The organism is Streptomyces sp. NPDC001536, assembly GCF_042894505.1.
Taxonomy (GTDB): Bacteria; Actinomycetota; Actinomycetes; order Streptomycetales; family Streptomycetaceae; genus Streptomyces.
Genome location: NZ_JBIAVQ010000002.1, coordinates 552,843 through 572,083, shown reverse-complemented (window position 1 = coordinate 572,083; position 19,241 = coordinate 552,843). Strand labels below are relative to the sequence as shown.

The following is a 19,241-nucleotide window of genomic DNA, read 5'->3' as shown; positions in this document are numbered from 1 at the left end:
GTACCGCCGGGAGACCAGGGGCAGGAAACGCCAATGCGCAAAGGGCAGTACCGGTTCGTCGCGGGATTTCTGTTCGCTCCCGTGGCGCTCTATGTGATCTTCGTGATCTGGCCGTACATCCAGACCTTCGGATATTCGCTGACCGACTGGAAGGGCCAGTCCCAGACGTTCAAATTCATCGGCCTGGACAACTACAAGGCGCTGTTCCAGGACGACATCTTCATGGGGGCGATCTGGCACAACATCCTGTTCCTGATCTTCATCCCCCTGGTCACCATTCTGCTCGCGCTGTTCTTCGCCTTCATGCTCAACGTGGGCGGGCGGAGCCGGGCCGGCGGGGTCGCGGGGGTCGCCGGATCCAAGTACTACAAGATCATCTACTTCTTCCCGCAGGTGCTGTCGCTGGCGATCATGGCGGTGCTGTTCGGGGCCGTCTACCGCAGTGACGGCGGTGGCATGCTCAACGGGCTCCTCATCAAGCTGGGCCTGGTCGATGCCCAGAGCCCCATCGAGTGGCTCAACGAGCCCGACATCGTGCTGTGGGCCCTGCTCGTGGTGGTCGTCTGGCACGGCGTCGGCTTCTACCTGGTGCTGTTCTCCGCGGCCATGCAGTCCATCCCGAAGGACATCTACGAGGCCGCGCTCATCGACGGTGCCGGCCGTTCGCAGTCGTTCTTCCGCATCACGCTGCCGCTGCTCTGGGAGTCCGTGCAGACCGCCTGGGTCTATCTCGGCATCGCGGCGATGGACATGTTCATCCTGGTCTCCACGATGACCTCCGGCGACTACGGGGGCGGTCCCGACCACCACAGCGAGGTCATGGCGACCGTGATGATGCGCAACTTCCTGCTGTACGGCAAGAGCGGGTACGCCTGCGCCATGGGCGTGGTCATGCTCGTCCTCACCCTGATCGTGTCCGTGTTCACGTTGCGCGCCACCCGCCGCGACCGCGTCGAGTTCTGAGCGGGAGAGAAGACGACCCATGAGCGCACCCCTCAAGGAGACCGCCGCCTCTGGCGGTTCGGTCCCCGCCCAGCCCTCGGTGGGCAAGACCCCGGCCGACCCCGGCGAACAGCGCGGTGAAGGCGTCGTGCTGAACGTCTTCTCGCACGGCTTCCTCGCCCTGTGGGCGCTGCTGATCGTGCTGCCGCTGCTGTGGCTGGTGCTGAGTTCCTTCAGGACCGATGCCCAGATCGGCGGTTCGGCCTTCGGCTGGCCGCAGAACTGGTCGCTGGACGTGTTCTCCCGTGCCTGGGACAAGGGCATCGGCGACTACTTCGTCAACACCGTCATCGTGCTGGTCTTCTCGGTGCCGCTGACGATGCTGTTCGGCTCGATGGCGGCGTACGTGCTGGCCCGCTACGAGTTCTGGGGCAACCGTTTCCTGTACTACTTCTTCGTGGCCGGCGCGATGTTCCCGGTGTTCCTCGCCCTCGTCCCGCTGTTCTTCATGGTCAAACGGCTGGACATGCTCAACACCTACCAGGGTCTGATCCTGGTGTACGTCGCCTACTCGATGCCGTTCACGGTCTTCTTCATGCACGCCTTCTTCCGGACCCTGCCGACCGCGGTCTTCGAGGCGGCGATCCTGGACGGGGCCTCGCACACCCGGACGTTCTTCCAGGTGATGCTGCCGATGGCGAAGGCCGGTCTGCTGAGTGTCGGCATCTTCAACACCCTCGGCCAGTGGAACCAGTTCATCCTGCCGACGGTCCTCATGCAGCCGCAGAGCGGTGACGATCCGGAGCGCTATGTCCTCACCCAGGGGCTCATCCAGCTCCAGCAGCAACAGGGGTACGCCTCCGATCTTCCGGTTCTCTTCGCCGGCGTGACCATCGCGATGATCCCGATGCTGGTCGTGTACCTGTCCTTCCAGCGTCAGGTGCAGGCAGGGCTGACATCCGCGACCTTGAAGTGAAGCGCGCGTAGCGCTCTGGAACCGACCGTGCGCACGCCGTTCCCCGCGCTGGGAGCGGCGTACGCGCGCGTGCGCGGCGCCGCGGATACTGTTCAACCTCTTGACGGAAGGCGACCCGAACGGCTCAGCTTAGAGTTCACTAGTTGGACATTCACGGGGCCTCATTGAAGCGGTCCCGCGCGCAGGAGGTCGTCGTGGAGACTCCGGGGTCGCAGTCGTCGCTGCACCGAGCCAACCTGGAACGGGTCGTCCGGGCCGTCCGGCTGGCCGGGTCGCTCACCCAGGCGGAGATCGCGCGGACCACCGGTCTGTCCGCGGCGACCGTCTCCAACATCGTCCGTGAGCTCAAGGACGGCGGAACCGTCGAGGTCACGCCCACGTCGGCGGGCGGCCGGCGGGCCCGCAGCGTGTCGCTGAGCGGGGACGCCGGCATCGTGATCGGCGTCGACTTCGGCCATACGCACCTACGGGTCGCGGTCGGCAACCTCGCCCACCAGGTGCTGGCCGAGGAGTCCGAGCCGCTGGACGTGGACGCCTCCTCGACACAGGGCTTCGACCGGGCGGAAGAGCTGGTCAACCGCCTGATCGCGGCGACCGGCGTCGACCGCTCCAAGATCGCCGGGGTGGGCCTCGGCGTCCCCGGGCCGATCGACCTGGAGTCCGGTTCCCTGGGCTCCTCGGCGATCCTGCCGGGGTGGATCGGCACCAAGCCCGCCGAGGAGCTGGGGGGCCGTCTGGGCGTCCCGGTGCACGTCGACAACGACGCCAACCTGGGCGCCCTCGGCGAGATGGTCTGGGGGGCCGGCAGAGGCGCCAGAGACCTGGCGTACATCAAGGTCGCCAGCGGTGTGGGCGCCGGCCTGGTCATCAGCGGCAAGATCTACCGGGGCCCGGGTGGCACAGCGGGAGAAATCGGGCATATTACCCTTGATGAATCCGGGCCGGTCTGCCGCTGTGGAAACCGTGGCTGTCTGGAGACCTTCGCGGCGGCGCGCTATGTGCTGCCGCTCCTCCAGTCGAGCCACGGCACCGACCTGACGATGGAAGGCGTCGTGCGGCTGGCCAGGGACGGAGACCCGGGCTGCCGTCGGGTGATCGCCGACGTCGGCCGACACATCGGCAGTGGAGTGGCCAATCTCTGCAATCTCCTGAACCCGAGCAGGGTGGTCCTGGGCGGTGATCTCGCCGAGGCCGGTGAGCTGGTGCTCGGCCCCATCAGGGAGTCCGTGGGCCGGTACGCCATCCCTAGCGCGGCACGTCAACTCTCCGTTCTCCCGGGGGCACTTGGGGGCCGTGCGGAGGTGCTCGGAGCGCTCGCTCTCGCACTCAGCGAGATGGGTGATTCGACACTTTTGGACGGCACGCTGCATGCGGCAGCCCCTGCCTTCACTTAGAGAACGAAACCCGCCGTTGCCAACCCGTTAAGTATTTACTTCTTGACGTCGCACGTACGGCCGAGTTGACTTCCAGCCACCTCGGCCGCAACGACGCGGCCTCGTCAGGGAGGTTTCAAAGTGAACACGCTTATGCGTCGTGCGGCCGTACCCGTTCTGGTCTCGGCTCTTGCTCTCTCCGCCGCCGCCTGTGGCAAGGCCGGAGACGACGACAACGACAGCGGCAGCTCCGACTCCGGCAACAAGTCGATCGGCCTGCTCCTGCCCGACAGCGTCACCACGCGTTACGAGCAGTTCGACCGGCCGTTCTTCGAGGCGAAGGTCAAGGAGCTGTGTGACGACTGCACGGTCTCCTACAACAACGCCGGCGCCGACGCCGCCAAGCAGGCCCAGCAGGTCAGCACCATGGTGACCAAGGGCGTGAAGGTCATCGTGGTCTCCGCCCAGGACTCGGCCGCCATCAAGTCCTCGATCGACGCCGCGGTCAAGAAGGGCGTCAAGGTCATCGCGTACGACCGTCTGGCCCAGGGCCCGGTCTCCGCGTACGTCTCCTTCGACAACGAGAAGGTCGGCCAGCTCCAGGGCCAGGCCCTCCTCGACTCGCTCGGCTCCAAGGCGACCCCCAAGGCCAACGTCGTCATGATCAACGGTGACGACGCCGACCCGAACGCCGCGCTGTTCAAGAAGGGCGCCCACAGCGTCCTCGACGGCAAGGTCAAGATCGCCTACGAGCAGTCCGGCCTGTGGAAGGACTCCGTCGCCGCGCAGAAGATGAAGGCGGCGATCACCCAGCTCGGCAAGAAGAACATCGCCGGCGTCTACGCCGCCAACGACGGCATGGCCGGTGGTATCGCCACCACCCTGAAGGGCGCCGGCATCTCCGGCATCCCGCTGACGGGCCAGGACGCCGAGCTCGCCGGTATCCAGCGCATCGTCGCCGGTACGCAGTCCAGCACGGTCTACAAGGCCTTCAAGCCCGAGGCCGACGCCGCCGCCCAGCTCGCGGTCAACCTGCTCGAGGGCAAGAGCATCGACTCCCTCGCCACGCAGACCATGACCAACGGCTCCGGCGACAAGGTTCCGTCGCAGCTGCTGACCCCGGTCTCCGTCACCGTCGACAACATCAAGGACACGGTGATCAAGGACAAGCTGTACACCGTGGACCAGATCTGCACCGCCGAGTACGCCGCGGCGTGCAAGAAGGCCGGTCTGCAGTAACCACCGCCCCGAGGGCGTGCCGTGCGGCACGCCCTCCTGGCAGGTACAAGCCCCTCCGGCGCCCGCCCCGCCCTCATACCCCGCTGCGGGACGGGCGCCGGACGGAAGCATGGCGAACGCGCCCGTTGCCAAGAGGCACGGGCCGCGCGCAAGTTCATCAGTAAGTCGGTGCCCCCTTCGGCATCCCCCTCCGCGCTGTCACCCCAAGCGCGGCATCCCCGCCGGTCAGGCGGCGAAGGAGATGGTTCACGTGTCCGCTACGCCCGTGCTGGCGTTGCGCGGAGTCTCCAAGCGATTCGGTGCTGTGCAGGCACTCACCGACGTCGAGCTGGAGGTCCACGCCGGAGAAGTAGTCGCGCTGGTCGGCGACAACGGCGCAGGAAAGTCCACGCTGGTCAAGACGATCGCCGGAGTCCACCCCATCGATGAGGGAGTCATCGAGTGGGACGGCAAGCCGGTCAGCATCAACAAGCCGCACGACGCCCAGGGACTCGGCGTCGCGACGGTCTACCAGGACCTCGCGCTGTGCGACAACCTCGACGTGGTCGGCAACCTCTACCTCGGACGCGAGCTGCTGCACCGCGGCATCATCGACGAGGTCACGATGGAGCAGAAGGCACGCGAGCTGCTGTCCACGCTCTCCATCCGCATCCCGAGCGTGCGCATCCCGATCGCGAGCCTCTCCGGTGGTCAGCGCCAGGTCGTCGCCATCGCGCGCGCCCTCATCGGTGACCCCAAGGTCGTCATCCTCGACGAGCCCACCGCCGCCCTCGGTGTCGAGCAGACCGCACAGGTCCTCGACCTCGTCGAGCGGCTGCGCGAGCGCAACCTCGGCGTCATCCTCATCAGCCACAACATGGCCGACGTGAAGGCTGTCGCCGACACCGTCGCCGTGCTGCGCCTGGGTAAGAACAACGGTTCCTTCTCCGTGAAGGACACCACCCACGAAGAGATCATCGCCGCCATCACGGGTGCCACGGAGAACGCCGTGACCCGTCGTGCGGGGCGTCGCAGCACGGAGGCGGCAAAGTGAGCGACACGTCGAAGGTAGAGAAGTCGGACGGCGTGGTGGCGGAACAGACCACCGTGGCCCCCGCGGACGACCCCACGGCCGCCCCGGTCGCCGTCGTCGACCCGCGTCTGCTGGTCCGCGAAGAGGGCTTCAAGGGCTACTGGACCGAGTTCAAGCGCAAGGTGAAGGGCGGCGAGCTCGGCCAGCTGCCGGTCGTCGTCGGCCTCATCGTCATCTGGACGATCTTCCAGCTCAAGAACGACCTGTTCCTGAGCGCGGACAACCTGTCCAGCATCAGCTACTTCCTGTCGGCCACCGGCATGCTCGCCATCGGCCTGGTGTTCGTGCTGCTGCTCGGTGAGATCGACCTGTCCGTCGGCTCGGTGAGCGGCCTCGCCTCCACGATCTTCGCGGTGTTCGTGGTCACCCACGGCATGAACGAGTGGCTGGCCCTCGTCCTGGCCGTCCTGACCGGTATCGGCATCGGCATCCTGCACGGCTGGTTCTTCGCCAAGATCGGTGTGCCGGCGTTCGTCGTGACCCTGGCCGGCTTCCTCGGCTGGAACGGTCTGATGCTGTGGCTGCTCGGCGACAGCGGCACGATCAACATCCCGGACGACAGCGGCCCGGTCCACATCCTCGGTCAGGGCTCCTTCTTCATGGACCAGGCCATCATCGGTGCGTACCTGCTGGCGGGTCTCGGTGTGGCGTCCATGCTCATCGGCTCGCTGATGGAGCAGCGCCGCCGCAAGGCCGCGGGTGTGCCGTTCCGTCCGACCAGCGAGATCCTGCTGCGCGTCGGTCTCCTCGCCGTGGCGTCCTTCGCCGCCGCGGCCGTGCTGAACAACGCCGCGGGTGTCTCCAACTCCCTGGTGATCTTCCTCGCCGCGCTGGTGATCGTGGACTTCGTGCTGCGCCGCACCACGTTCGGCCGCAAGGTCTTCGCGGTCGGTGGCGGTATCGAGGCGGCGCGTCGTGCCGGTATCAACGTGGCGGCGATCCGGATCTCGGTCTTCGCCATCGCCGGTGGCTTCGCCGCGATCGGCGGTATGTTCTTCGCCGGCCAGACGGCGTCCGCGACGCTGAACGCGGGCGGCGGCAACACCCTGATGCTGGCCATCGCGGCCGCGGTCATCGGTGGTACGTCGCTGTTCGGCGGCCGGGGCACGGTGTGGTCCGCGCTCCTGGGCATGCTGGTCATCCAGTCGATCCAGACCGGCCTCGACCTGCTGAACATGAACACGTCGATCCAGTACATGATCACCGGTGGCGTTCTGCTCGGTGCCGTGGTCATCGACTCGGTCTCCCGCAAGAGCCAGAAGGCCGCCGGTCGCGGCTAGCAGGACCGAAAACGGCCCGGTGCTCTTCAGCGCCGGGCCATTTTCATGTCGTACGAACAATGGATCTTGGGTACAGCCGATCGCGTGACGTATGACGCACCTCCCGAGCGCCGTCCGCAAAGGCGGAACATTAGACTCGACAAGCCCGGCAACAGCTCTACTGCAAGGAGGCACGGGTGCCGCTGCTGACCCGCATCAGGGGACCGCGCGATCTGGACCGGCTCAGCCTGGAGCAGCTGGACCAGCTGGCCGAGGAGATCCGGACCTTCCTCGTCGACGCGGTCTCCAAGACCGGCGGCCACCTCGGCCCCAACCTCGGTGTGGTCGAGCTGACCATCGCGCTGCACCGGGTCTTCGACTCGCCCAAGGACAAGGTGCTGTGGGACACCGGCCACCAGTCCTACGTCCACAAGCTGCTCACCGGCCGCCAGGACTTCTCGAAGCTGAAGATGAAGGGCGGCCTGTCCGGCTACCCCTCGCAGGCCGAGTCCGAGCACGACGTCATCGAGAACAGCCACGCCTCGACCGTCCTGGGCTGGGCCGACGGGCTCGCGAAAGCCAACCAGATCCAGAAACGCGACGACCACGTGGTCGCCGTGATCGGTGACGGCGCCCTCACCGGCGGCATGGCCTGGGAGGCGCTGAACAACATCGCCGACGCCAAGGACCGCCCGCTGGTCATCGTCGTCAACGACAACGAGCGCTCCTACGCGCCGACCATCGGCGGCCTCGCCAACCACCTGGCGACCCTGCGCACCACCGACGGCTACGAGCGCTTCCTGGCCCGCGGCAAGGACCTCCTGGAGCGCACCCCGGTCGTCGGCAAGCCCCTCTACGAGACCCTCCACGGGGCCAAGAAGGGCCTCAAGGACTTCATCGCGCCCCAGGGCATGTTCGAGGACCTCGGCCTCAAGTACGTCGGCCCCATCGACGGCCACGACATCGAGGCCCTGGAGTCCGCGCTGGCCCGCGCCAAGCGCTTCGGCGGCCCGGTCATCGTCCACTGCCTCACCGAGAAGGGCCGCGGCTACCAGCCCGCCCTCCAGGACGAGGCCGACCGCTTCCACGGCATCGGCCCCATCCACCCCGACACCGGCCTGCCGATCAAGGCCTCGGGCGCCGACTGGACCTCCGTCTTCGGCGACGAGATGGTGCGGCTCGGCACGGAACGCCAGGACATCGTGGCGATCACGGCGGCGATGCTGCAACCGGTCGGCCTGAAGAAGTTCGCGGACACCTTCCCGGACCGGATCTACGACGTCGGCATCGCCGAGCAGCACGGCGCCGTGTCGGCCGCGGGCCTCGCCACCGGCGGACTGCACCCCGTCTTCGCCGTCTACGCGACCTTCCTCAACCGCGCCTTCGACCAGGTCCTGATGGACGTCGCCCTGCACAAGTGCGGTGTGACGTTCGTGCTCGACCGGGCCGGCGTCACCGGCACCGACGGCGCCTCCCACAACGGCATGTGGGACATGTCGATCCTCCAGGTCGTGCCGGGCCTCAGACTCGCCGCCCCGCGCGACGCCGACCAGGTGCGGGCCCAGCTCCGGGAGGCCGTGAAGGTCGACGACGCGCCGACGGTCGTCCGGTTCTCCAAGGGCGCCGTCGGCCCCGCCGTGCCCGCCGTGGGCCGGGTGGGCGGCATGGACGTGCTCCGCGAGCCGGGGACGGACACACCCGACGTGCTCCTCGTCTCCGTGGGCGCCCTCGCGCCGATGTGCCTGGAGATCGCGGGCCTCCTCGACAAGCAGGGCATCACCACCACCGTCGTCGACCCGCGCTGGGTCAAGCCCGTCGACGAGGCCATGGCCCCGCTCGCCGAGCGCCACCGTGTCGTCGTCACCGTCGAGGACAACTCCCGTGTCGGCGGCGTCGGTTCGGCGATCGCCCAGGCCCTGCGCGACGCCGGCGTCGACGTCCCGCTGCGTGACTTCGGCATCCCGCCGCGCTTCCTCGACCACGCCTCCCGCGCCGAGGTCATGGCGGAGATCGGTCTGACCGCCCCGGACATCGCCCGTCAGGTCACCGGACTGGTCTCCAAGCTGGACGGCAGGTACGGCAGCCCGGCGGCCGAACCGGAGCCCGCGCGCGACTGACGCGTACGACCGGATGGGCCGGTTCCACCACCGTGAAGGGTGGTGGAACCGGCCCATTTGCGTGAATCACCACGTGCCGGGGCATACGCAGTACGCCCCCTCTCGATCATGTCGAGGACGACACAGCGTGGGAGGTACGCCCGTGAGCAGCACACTCTTCCGGACGAAGAGAGTCGAGCAGTCCATCCTCGATACCGAGGAGCCGGAACACGCGCTGAAGAAATCCCTGTCAGCGCTCGATCTGACGGTCTTCGGCGTCGGTGTCATCATCGGCACCGGCATCTTCGTCCTCACCGGCACGGTGGCCAGGAACAACGCCGGCCCCGCCGTCGCCCTGGCCTTCGTCGTGGCCGGCGTCGTCTGCGCGCTCGCCGCGCTCTGCTACGCCGAGTTCGCCTCCACCGTCCCGGTGGCCGGCTCCGCGTACACCTTCTCGTACGCCTCCCTCGGGGAACTGCCCGCCTGGATCATCGGCTGGGACCTGGTCCTGGAGTTCGCGCTCGGCACGGCGGTGGTGGCCGTCGGCTGGTCCGGGTACATCGCCTCGCTGCTCGACAACGCGGGCTGGCATCTGCCGGAGGCGCTCAGCGGCCGGGACGGCGCCGACGGCTTCGGCTTCGACATCCTCGCCGCCGCGCTGGTCCTGGTCCTCACCGGCATCCTCGTCCTCGGCACGAAGCTCTCCGCCCGGGTCACCTCGCTCGTCGTCGCCATCAAGGTGACGGTCGTCCTGACCGTGATCATCGCGGGCGCCTTCTTCATCAAGGGCGACAACTACGACCCGTTCATTCCGAAGGCGCAGGAGGTGCCGGCCGGTGACAGTCTCCAGTCGCCGATGATCCAGCTGATGTTCGGCTGGGCGCCCTCCAACTTCGGCGTGATGGGCATCTTCACCGCCGCCTCCGTCGTCTTCTTCGCCTTCATCGGCTTCGACGTCGTGGCCACGGCCGCCGAGGAGACCAGGAACCCGCAACGGGACATGCCCCGCGGCATCCTGGGCTCCCTGATGATCTGCACGGTCCTCTACGTCGCCGTGTCGATCGTGGTGACCGGCATGCAGCACTACAGCGAACTGTCCATCACCGCACCGCTCGCCGACGCCTTCAAGGCCACCGGGCATCCCTGGTTCGCGGGCTTCATCAGCTTCGGCGCCGCGGTCGGCCTGACGACGGTCTGCATGATCCTGCTGCTCGGCCAGACCCGGGTGTTCTTCGCGATGAGCCGTGACGGACTGCTGCCGCGGTTCTTCTCCCATGTCCACCCGCGGTTCCGGACCCCGCACCGGCCGACGATCCTGCTCGGCGTGGTCATCGCGATCGTCGCGGGCTTCACCCCGCTGAGCGAGCTCGCCGAACTGGTCAACATCGGCACCCTGTTCGCCTTCGTCGTGGTGGCGATCGGCGTGATCATCCTGCGTCGCACCCGCCCCGACCTGCCCCGCGCCTTCCGCACCCCGTGGGTACCGGTCCTGCCGATCCTGTCGGTGCTCGCCTCGCTGTGGCTGATGCTGAACCTGCCGGCCGAGACCTGGCTGCGGTTCGCGATCTGGATGGCCCTCGGCTTCGTCGTGTACTTCCTCTACGGCCGCTCCCACAGCCGCCTCGGGAAGGAGCAGGAGGCGGCGGTCGGCAGCGCGGAGTAGCCCTGTTCAGGGGCGGACGGTCCGCGGCCCCGCCACCTCCGCCCCCAGCTCCGTGACCCGCCGCCGCAGTTCGCGATCGGCGGTGACGACCAGCACGCGGCGCCCCTCGGCCTCGGCGACCAGCTCGACCATCCGGTCGTCCCCGCTGCCGGGCGCCGCGTCGACCCGTACACCGGGCACGGACTCCACACCCCGGGCGGCCCCCTCGACCACGAGGACGAGCTCCACGGGCCCCTCGTGCCCCGGCACCCCGTCCGCCGCCAGCCGGTCCCGCAACCGCTCCGCGGCCCCCCTGCGGTCCCGCCACCACCCGTCGGGCACCGACCCGACGACGTTCGCGGCATCGACGATCACGAGGAGGGGGGCTGCGGCGTCCATGGGGCCAGGGTGTCACGACCGGGGTCACTACCCGGGGGGTGAGCAGGCAGGGCTCGAGGGGCCCCGCTTAGAGTGAACCGGTGAACGGCGACTGGCTCCTCCGCGGCCGCGACGGCCGGCTCAGTGTCTATCTGCCGTCCGGCGAGTCCGTACTGTGCCGGGCCGAGCAAGGACCCGGCGGCTCCTGGGAAACGGCCCCGCGCAAGGTCGGCGGCGACCAGAAACTCCGCCCGGGCCTCGCGATCGGCCAGGGCGGCGACGGCTACGCCCACCTCGTCTCCTGGCGGCCCACCAAACCGGGCGAGTCCGGGCTCGTGCACTCCACACACTTCCGCCCACGCCTCGCCGCCCTCGACTGGACGCCCATCGGCCACCCCAACAAGACGGGCGACCGCACCGGCATGCCCGCCGTCGCGGTGGACGCCCAGGGCCGCGCCCATGTCTTCGTCCGCAACAGAGGCGGCGGGGTGAGCATGGTCGCCCAGAAGGAGAAGGGCGGCTGGGACCCGTGGCGGGACCTCAAGGGCAGTGACGTCCAGGAGGATCTGGCGGCGGTGACGGGCGAGGCGGGGTGCGTGGAGCTGTACGCGGCCGTCCCCGGCGGCGTCCTGTACTGGCGCCAGGACAAGCCGGGCGCCCAACCCGCCCTGGTGGAGGAACTGGAGACCCCGGTCCGCCCGGGCACCCTCCGCGCCCTGTCGACCTCCCCGGAGCACACCACCCTCTTCTACACCGACGACTCCGGCGACCTGTGCGCCTGGCGCCCCGGCGGCAAACCCCTCGCCCTCCTCGCCTCCGCCGGCCCCGGCCCCGTGTCCGCCGTCCGCTGCGAACTCGACGGCCACGACTGCACGTTGCTGGCCCAACGCTCGGCGAGCGGCCGCGTGGCCTTCGCCGCGTACCCGACGGAACAGGAGTCGGCGGGCGCGTGGTGGACGGAGTCGGGCCCGGGGCTCTCGGCGGACGCGGGGGTGTCCCTGGCGAAGGACGAGAACGGCGCGGTGGTGGCGGCGACGGTGTCCCCGTCGAGCGGCCAACTCCTTTTCACGCGACGGAAGGACGAACCGGGCCTGGCCCTGGAGGCGTGGCGCGCCCTCTAAGGGGCGCGGGGAACTGCGCAATCTTTTTCAGGGGGGTCTGGGGGCACAGCCCCCAGGGACGGGAAGGGCAGGGGCGGAGGGGGCGAAAAAACGTCTGGCACGGCCCGAACGCCGAGTGCCCCGCACACCGAAACGGCATGCGGGGCACCGGCGTCAACAGCGGAGCGCTTACGCAGGGACGGAAGCCACGCCCGGCGCCAGGAACTTCTTCCCGTTCACCCGCTCGGAGACACCCTCACGGTCCAGGTACGGCGTGATGCCGCCCAGGTGGAAGGGCCAGCCGGCGCCCGTGATCAGGCAGAGGTCGATGTCCTGGGCCTCGGCGACGACACCCTCGTCGAGCATGAGCCCGATCTCCTGGGCGACGGCGTCGAGAACACGCTCGCGGACCTGCTCCTCGGTCAGGACGACATCGCCCTGCTTCAGCAGCGCGGCGACCTCGGGGTCCAGCTCCGGCTTGCCGGAGTCGTAGACGTAGAAGCCGCGCTTGCCCGCCTTGACGACGGCCGCGAGGTTCGGGGAGACCGTGAACCGCTCCGGGAAGGCCCGGTTGAGGGTCTCGGAGACATGCAGACCGATCGCGGGACCGACCAGCTCCAGCAGGACCAGCGGCGACATCGGCAGACCCAGCGGCTCGACCGCCTTCTCCGCGACCTCGACCGAGGTGCCCTCGTCGATGACGTTCTGGATCTCGCCCATGAAGCGGGTGAGGATGCGGTTGACGACGAACGCCGGGGCGTCCTTCACCAGCACCGCGGTCTTCTTCAGCTTCTTGGCGACACCGAAGGCCGTGGCCAGCGAGGCGTCGTCGGTCTGCTCACCGCGGACGATCTCGAGGAGCGGGAGGATCGCGACCGGGTTGAAGAAGTGGAAGCCCACGACCCGCTCGGGGTTCTTCAGCTTCGACGCCATCTCGGTGACCGACAGCGAGGAGGTGTTGGTGGCGAGGATCGCGTGCGCCGGGGCGACCGCCTCGACCTCCGCGAACACCTGCTGCTTGACGCCGATCTCCTCGAACACGGCCTCGATGATGAAGTCGGCGTCGGAGAAGCCCTCGGCCTTGTCCAGCACACCGGTGACCAGGGCCTTGAGGCGGTTGGCCTTGTCCTGGTTGATACGGCCCTTGCCGAGCAGCTTCTCGATCTCGGCGTGGACGTAGCCCACACCCTTGTCGACGCGCTCCTGGTCGATGTCCGTGAGGACGACCGGGACCTCCAGGCGGCGCAGGAAGAGCAGCGCGAGCTGGGAGGCCATCAGACCGGCGCCGACGACACCGACCTTGGTGACCGGGCGGGCCAGCGACTTGTCCGGGGCACCCGCGGGACGCTTGCCGCGCTTCTGCACCAGGTTGAAGGCGTAGATGCCGGAGCGCAGTTCGCCACCCATGATCAGGTCGGCGAGGGCGACATCCTCGGCGTCGTAGCCCTGCTGGAGGTCGCCGTTCTTGGCGGCGGCGATGATGTCCAGGGCGCGGTAGGCGGCCGGGGCCGCGCCGTGCACCTTGGAGTCGGCGATGAACCGGCCGCGCGCGACGGCCTGGTCCCAGGCCTCACCGCGGTCGATGACCGGGCGCTCGACCTTGACGTCGCCCTTGAGCACCTGGGCGGTCCAGATCAGCGACTGCTCCAGGAAGTCGGCGCCCTCGAAGAGGGCGTCGGCGATACCGAGGTCGAAGACCTGCTGGCCCTTGAGCTGCTTGTTCTGGTTGAGGCTGTTCTCGATGATCACCGAGACGGCCTTGTCGGCACCGATCAGGTTCGGCAGGATCGTGCAGCCGCCCCAGCCGGGCACCAGACCGAGGAAGACCTCGGGCAGCGAGAAGGCGGGCAGCGCCTTGGAGACCGTGCGGTACTCGCAGTGCAGACCGACCTCGACGCCACCGCCCATCGCGGCACCGTTGTAGTACGCGAAGGTCGGGACCGCGATGCCGGCGAGGCGCTTGAAGACCTCGTGGCCGCCCTTGCCGATGGCGAGCGCGTCCTTGTGCTCCTTGAGGAGCTCGACACCCTTGAGGTCGGCGCCGACCGCGAAGATGAACGGCTTGCCGGTGATGCCGACGCCGACGATGTCGCCGGCCGCGGCCTCCGCCTCGACCTGGTCGATGGCGGCGTCCAGGTTCGCCAGCGACTGCGGGCCGAAGGTGGTCGGCTTGGTGTGGTCGAAGCCGTTGTCCAGCGTGATGAGCGCGAAGCGCCCGGCGCCGAACGGCAGGTCGAGGTGGCGTACGTGCGCGGACGTCACGACCTCGTCGGGGAACAGCTCGGCCGCACCCTTCAAAAGCTCAGCGGTGGTGCTCACTTGTCCCCCTCGAAGTGCGGGTTCTCCCAGATGACGGTCGCGCCCATGCCGAAGCCGACGCACATCGTGGTCAGGCCGTAGCGGACGTTCGGCTGCTCCTCGAACTGACGGGCCAGCTGCGTCATCAGACGCACACCCGAGGAGGCCAGCGGGTGACCGAAGGCGATCGCGCCGCCGTACTGGTTGACGCGCGCGTCGTCGTCGGCGATGCCGTAGTGCTCCAGGAAGGCCAGCACCTGGACGGCGAAGGCCTCGTTGATCTCGAACAGGCCGATGTCCTCGATGGACAGCCCCGCCTGGGCGAGCGCCTTCTCGGTGGCCGGGATCGGGCCGTAGCCCATGACCTCCGGCTCCACACCCGCGAAGGAGTAGGAGACCAGGCGCATCTTCACCGGGAGGTTGTTCTCGCGGGCGAAGTCCTCGGAGGCGATGAGGGAGGCGGTGGCACCGTCGTTGAGACCGGCGGCGTTGCCCGCGGTGACCCGGCCGTGGACGCGGAACGGCGTCTTGAGACCGGTCAGGTTCTCGATCGTGGTGCCCGGGCGCATCGGCTCGTCGGCGGTGACCAGGCCCCAGCCGGTCTCACCGGCCTCGGCGTTGGTGCGGCGTACCGAGATCGGCACCAGGTCCTGCTGGATCTTGCCGTTGGCGTACGCCTTGGCGGCCTTCTCCTGCGAGCGCACGGCGTACTCGTCGGCGCGCTGCTTGGTGATCGTCGGGTAGCGGTCGTGCAGGTTCTCGGCGGTCATACCCATGAAGAGGGCGGACTCGTCGACCAGCTTCTCGGAGACGAAGCGCGGGTTCGGGTCCACGCCCTCACCCATGGGGTGGCGGCCCATGTGCTCGACACCACCGGCGATGGCGATGTCGTAGGCACCGAAGGCGACCGAACCGGCGACCGAGGTGACGGCGGTCAGCGCGCCGGCGCACATGCGGTCGATGGAGTAGCCCGGGACGGACTGCGGCAGACCGGCCAGGATTCCGGCGGTACGGCCGATGGTCAGACCCTGGTCACCGATCTGCGTGGTCGCGGCGATGGCGACCTCGTCGATCTTCTTCGGGTCGAGACCCGGGTTGCGGCGCAGCAGCTCCCGGATCGCCTTCACGACGAGGTCGTCGGCGCGGGTCTCGTGGTAGATGCCCTTCGGGCCCGCCTTGCCGAACGGGGTGCGGACGCCGTCGACGAAGACGACGTCCCTGACGGTACGAGGCACGATGGCTCTCCTCCAGATGCGGGATGGCACTGCTGCACTGCGTAAGCGCTGAGCGCGCGCTCAGGCCCATGCTACTTGTGGGTAACGTAGCTGCACAGTCCTGGAGGGGGGAGCGGCGAAGGTCACATCCGCGGGGGAGCGGTCGAGCCGCGTGGAGTGAGTACCGGGGTGGGCACAGGGTGTGATCCCGGACCCTCGCCCATGATCACCCCGAACAGGGTCCGCGCCGCGTCCGCACCGAATCCGTGCACGTCATGGCTCATCGCGGACAACGTCGGATGCGTCAGCCGGCACAGCTGGGAGTCGTCCCAGGCCAGCAGCGAGACGTCGCCGGGGACGGAGAGCCCCATCTCCGCGGCCACCGAAAGACCGGCCACCGCCATGATGTCGTTGTCGTACACGATCGCCGTCGGCCGGTCCGCCGCGTCCGCGGCCAGCATGGACCGCGTGGCCCGCGCCCCCGCCTCGCCCGAGTAGTCGGTGGTGACCTGCCAGGCCCCCGCCAGTTCAAGGGACCGCGCCGCCTCGTCGAAGGCCGCCGTACGCGCCGCCGTGTGCCCCAGCGCCGCCGCGCCCCCGACCCGGGCGATCCGCCGATGCCCCAGCGCCGCCAGATACCGCACCGCCTCCGTCACGGCGGTGGCGTCGTCGGTCCACACGGACGTCAGGTTCCCGGTGAGCGAGGGATGCCCGACCGCGACCACCGGCATCCCGAGCCGCTCGGCCGACGCCACCCGGGGGTCGTCGGGCCGGAAGTCGACGAGGATCGCCCCGCCGATCTGCCGCCCCCGCCACCACGCCTCCTGGAGCCCGACCTCCTCCTCCACGTTCCGCACGAGCCGCAGCAGCAGGGAGCACGAGTGCTCGGTCAGCACGCTCTCCACGCCCGAGATGAACTCCATGTAGAAGGGCTCCAGGCCCAGCAGCCGCGCCGGCCGGCAGATCGCGAGGCCCACCACGTCCACCCGCGACCCGGCCAGCGTCCGCGCGGTCAGGTTCGGCGCCCAGCCCAGCTCCCGCGCGGCCTTGAAGATCCGGTCCCGGGTCGCCTCCGACAGCCCCGGCTTGTGGTTGAACGCGAGCGACACGGCACCCTTGGACACCCCGGCACGCGCGGCGACGTCCTTGATGGTGACGCGAGATGCCGGTTGGGCTGTCATCGGCTGGGCTCCAGGCAGTACAGGGCGGATCGGGCGGCGTCCGGATCAGGAGTCTTCCAGCCGCTGACCCCGATGGTCACCTGCTCGCCGGGCAACAGCGTCACCAGCCCCCGGTCGGCCCGCGCCTCAGGATCCAGCCGGTCGGCCTGAAGGAGCAGATCCCGTACGAGAGTCCGCGCCGTCACCGTCACCGAGCCCGGAGCGACCGACACGTCGAAATCCGGCCGGGGGTACGGGATGTCGCGGTCCGGCGCCGGAAAGTACAGCGCCCGCAGCCCGTCCGCGTCCGCGACCAGGAACTCCTTCGCACCGGCCGGCTCCAGCTCCTGCGGCAGGTCGACGGACCCCACGGTCCGTGCCCCGGCGGTGAACGCCACGCTCACCTCGCCGATCACCACCCCCTCGACCGACATCCGCCGCAGCCGCACCGCACCCGCCCACGCGCGGGGTCCCTGATTGACGGCGGCCACCCTGCGCCCCTGAACCGTCAGCAACCGGTCCGCGTACAGCCTCCGCAGCTCGTGATAGAGCGGCTTCTCCCGCCCGTCCCCGTCGATCGCCGCCCAGGACGTCACCGGCCAGCAGTCGTTGAGCTGCCACAGGACGGTCCCCGCGCACACCGGCCAGTGGGACCGCCAGTGCTCGATCCCGGTCGCCACCGCCCGCGCCTGGTTGACCTGGGTCAGGTAGTGCCAGCGGTCGAAGTCCCCCTCGGGAAAGGCGAAATGACGCTCAAGACCTCGCCGCAGCTTCCCGTTCCCGTCGTCGGCCTTCTGGTGGTGCAGCATCCCGGGGGAGTCCGCCATCAGCTCCTCACCCGGCAATGCCCGCCGCAACGTGGCGTACGCGGGCGGCGCCTGCCACCCGAACTCGGCCATGAACCGCGGGACATCGCGCCGATACTGGGCGTAGTCCTCCCGGTTCCACACCTCCCACGAGTGATGCGTCCCGTGCGCCGGATCGTTCGGATGCCGCTCCCACGACCCGGACCAGGGGCTCCCCGCCGTGTACGGCCGCGTCGGATCCAACTCGGCCACCACCCGCGGCAGTACGCCCAGGTAGTACCCCTCCCCCCAGGAGTCCCCGGCGAGCCGCTCCTCCCAGCCCCAGTCCCGGAACCCCCACAGGTTCTCGTTGTTGCCGTTCCACAGCACCAGCGAGGGATGCGGCATCAGCCGTACGACGTTCTCCCGCGCCTCGGCCTCCACCTCGCCCCGCAGCGGCTGCTCCTCCGGATAGGCCGCGCACGCGAACGGGAAGTCCTGCCACACCAGCAGCCCCAACTCGTCGCAGGCGTCGTAGAAGTCCTCGCTCTCGTAGATCCCACCGCCCCAGACCCGCACGAGATCGACCCCCGCCCCGGCCGCCTGCGCCAACCGCTCCCGATACCGCTCCCGCGTGATCCGCGACGGGAACACATCGTCGGGGATCCAGTTGACGCCCCGCGCGAAGAGCCGCTCACCGTTGAGAACAAAGGTGAACCCGGTGCCGTGCTCATCCTCCGAGCGGTCCAGCTCCACCGTGCGGAAACCGACCCGCCGACGCCACACATCCAGCACGTCAGCACCGTGCAGCAAGGTCAACTCGACCTCGTACAGCGGCTGTTCGCCGTACCCGCGCGGCCACCACAGGCGCACGCCGGGCACTTCGAGCCGTACGACCCCACCGGCCCCGTCGAGCGAGGCACGCACCCGCACCCCGCCCACCGTCGCCTCGACGACGAGCGACGCCTCCACCCGGGTCCGCTCGACCTCGACGGCCAACTCCACGACACCCAGGCCCTGTTCGACGGTCACCAGGGGCCGCACTCGGGAGATCCGGGCCGTCGACCAGTGCTCAAGACGCGCCGGCCGCCAGATCCCGGCCGTCACCAGCGTCGGTCCCCAGTCCCAGCCGAAGGAGCAGGCCATCTTGCGGATGTACTGGAAGGGCTCCTGGTACGCGGCCGGCCGCTCCCCGAGCCGCCCGCGCACCGCCTCGGCCTCGGCACAGGCGGAGACGAACCGGACCGACAGCCGCCCTTCGAGACCGGTCACGTCGAAGCGGTACGAGCGGTGCATGTTCCGCGTCCGCCCCAACAGCCGCCCGTCCAGACGGATTTCGGCGGCGGTGTCGAGCCCCTCGAAGACGAGGTCGGTCTGTTCCTGCCCGTCGGTGGCCGACAGGTCGGTCTCGTACGTCCACTCCCGCCGCCCCACCCACGCCACCTCGGTCTCGTTCCGCCCGAGAAAGGGGTCCGGGATCACCCCCGCCGCCAGCAGATCGGTGTGCACACAGCCCGGCACCGCGGCGGGGAGCTCGGCCCCCTCGTGCCGCAGGATCCAGCCCTCGCTGAGCGGTGTTTCCTGAAGCATGCGCACTCCCTAAACCGATCAAGTCCAGTTGCCGAGAAGCGATGGAAACGGTTTGGCATCGTTGGCGAGATAGGGACTTTACCGGTTAAGAAAACGTTGTCAGAGTTCGGAACCAGC

The 19,241-nt window shown here is 69.0% G+C and carries 14 protein-coding genes; 9 read left to right on the top strand and 5 right to left on the bottom strand.

What is annotated here, in order from left to right; all coding sequences use genetic code 11:
* Positions 1-33: 33 nt before the first annotated feature.
* The 8 genes from ACFY0U_RS07675 (at position 34) to ACFY0U_RS07640 (ending at position 10,620) form a co-directional block, all read left to right on the top strand.
* The gene (locus ACFY0U_RS07675; RefSeq protein WP_388631741.1) at positions 34-963 is read left to right on the top strand and encodes a carbohydrate ABC transporter permease; all 930 of its coding nucleotides are present in this window, start codon (positions 34-36) and stop codon (positions 961-963) included.
* 19 nt (positions 964-982) lie between these two features.
* The gene (locus ACFY0U_RS07670; RefSeq protein ID WP_388631739.1) at positions 983-1,918 is read left to right on the top strand and encodes a carbohydrate ABC transporter permease; all 936 of its coding nucleotides are present in this window, start codon (positions 983-985) and stop codon (positions 1,916-1,918) included.
* A gap of 194 nt (positions 1,919-2,112) precedes the next feature.
* Positions 2,113-3,312: an ROK family transcriptional regulator gene (locus ACFY0U_RS07665; protein ID WP_171143186.1), complete on the top strand. Its 1,200-nt coding sequence runs from the start codon at positions 2,113-2,115 to the stop codon at positions 3,310-3,312.
* Between the two features lie 132 nt (positions 3,313-3,444).
* Positions 3,445-4,530 carry a sugar ABC transporter substrate-binding protein gene (locus ACFY0U_RS07660; protein ID WP_388632383.1) on the top strand — a complete coding sequence of 362 codons (1,086 nt, stop codon included), beginning with the start codon at positions 3,445-3,447 and terminating at the stop codon, positions 4,528-4,530.
* A gap of 241 nt (positions 4,531-4,771) precedes the next feature.
* Positions 4,772-5,563 (top strand): ATP-binding cassette domain-containing protein, encoded by a 792-nt coding sequence (locus tag ACFY0U_RS07655; protein WP_388631735.1) that lies wholly within the window; start codon positions 4,772-4,774, stop codon positions 5,561-5,563.
* A complete protein-coding gene (locus ACFY0U_RS07650; protein ID WP_388631732.1) occupies positions 5,560-6,882 on the top strand; it encodes a sugar ABC transporter permease in 1,323 nt (440 codons plus the stop codon). The genes ACFY0U_RS07655 and ACFY0U_RS07650 overlap by 4 nt, the downstream gene beginning before the upstream one ends.
* Before the next feature lie 176 nt (positions 6,883-7,058).
* Positions 7,059-8,978 carry a 1-deoxy-D-xylulose-5-phosphate synthase gene (gene dxs / locus ACFY0U_RS07645; protein ID WP_388631729.1) on the top strand — a complete coding sequence of 640 codons (1,920 nt, stop codon included), beginning with the start codon at positions 7,059-7,061 and terminating at the stop codon, positions 8,976-8,978.
* 142 nt (positions 8,979-9,120) lie between these two features.
* Positions 9,121-10,620, top strand: coding sequence for an amino acid permease (locus ACFY0U_RS07640; protein WP_388631726.1), 1,500 nt, complete (start codon positions 9,121-9,123; stop codon positions 10,618-10,620).
* Positions 10,621-10,626: 6 nt separating this feature from the next.
* Here ACFY0U_RS07640 and ACFY0U_RS07635 read toward each other — a convergent pair whose 3' ends face one another.
* Positions 10,627-10,998 (bottom strand): NTP pyrophosphohydrolase, encoded by a 372-nt coding sequence (locus ACFY0U_RS07635; protein WP_388631723.1) that lies wholly within the window; start codon positions 10,996-10,998, stop codon positions 10,627-10,629.
* A gap of 80 nt (positions 10,999-11,078) precedes the next feature.
* On the opposite strand from ACFY0U_RS07635, the gene ACFY0U_RS07630 reads away from it, so the two are divergent.
* Complete coding sequence (locus ACFY0U_RS07630; protein ID WP_388631721.1) at positions 11,079-12,098, top strand: hypothetical protein; 1,020 nt, start codon at positions 11,079-11,081, stop codon at positions 12,096-12,098.
* Positions 12,099-12,266: 168 nt separating this feature from the next.
* Here the strand turns inward: ACFY0U_RS07630 and ACFY0U_RS07625 are convergent, their stop codons facing one another.
* The 4 genes from ACFY0U_RS07625 to ACFY0U_RS07610 form a co-directional block, all read right to left on the bottom strand.
* Positions 12,267-14,396, bottom strand: coding sequence for a 3-hydroxyacyl-CoA dehydrogenase NAD-binding domain-containing protein (locus ACFY0U_RS07625; protein ID WP_388631718.1), 2,130 nt, complete (start codon positions 14,394-14,396; stop codon positions 12,267-12,269).
* Entirely contained in the window at positions 14,393-15,610 is a 1,218-nt protein-coding gene (locus tag ACFY0U_RS07620) for a thiolase family protein (RefSeq protein WP_388631715.1), read from the bottom strand. Before ACFY0U_RS07620 ends, ACFY0U_RS07625 begins: the two co-directional genes overlap by 4 nt.
* Positions 15,611-15,732: 122 nt before the next feature.
* Positions 15,733-16,770, bottom strand: a complete 1,038-nt coding sequence (locus tag ACFY0U_RS07615) for a LacI family DNA-binding transcriptional regulator (RefSeq protein WP_388631713.1) — start codon at positions 16,768-16,770, stop codon at positions 15,733-15,735.
* Entirely contained in the window at positions 16,767-19,124 is a 2,358-nt protein-coding gene (locus ACFY0U_RS07610) for a glycoside hydrolase family 2 protein (protein ID WP_388631711.1), read from the bottom strand. The genes ACFY0U_RS07615 and ACFY0U_RS07610 overlap by 4 nt, the downstream gene beginning before the upstream one ends.
* Between the last annotated feature and the right edge of the window lie 117 nt (positions 19,125-19,241).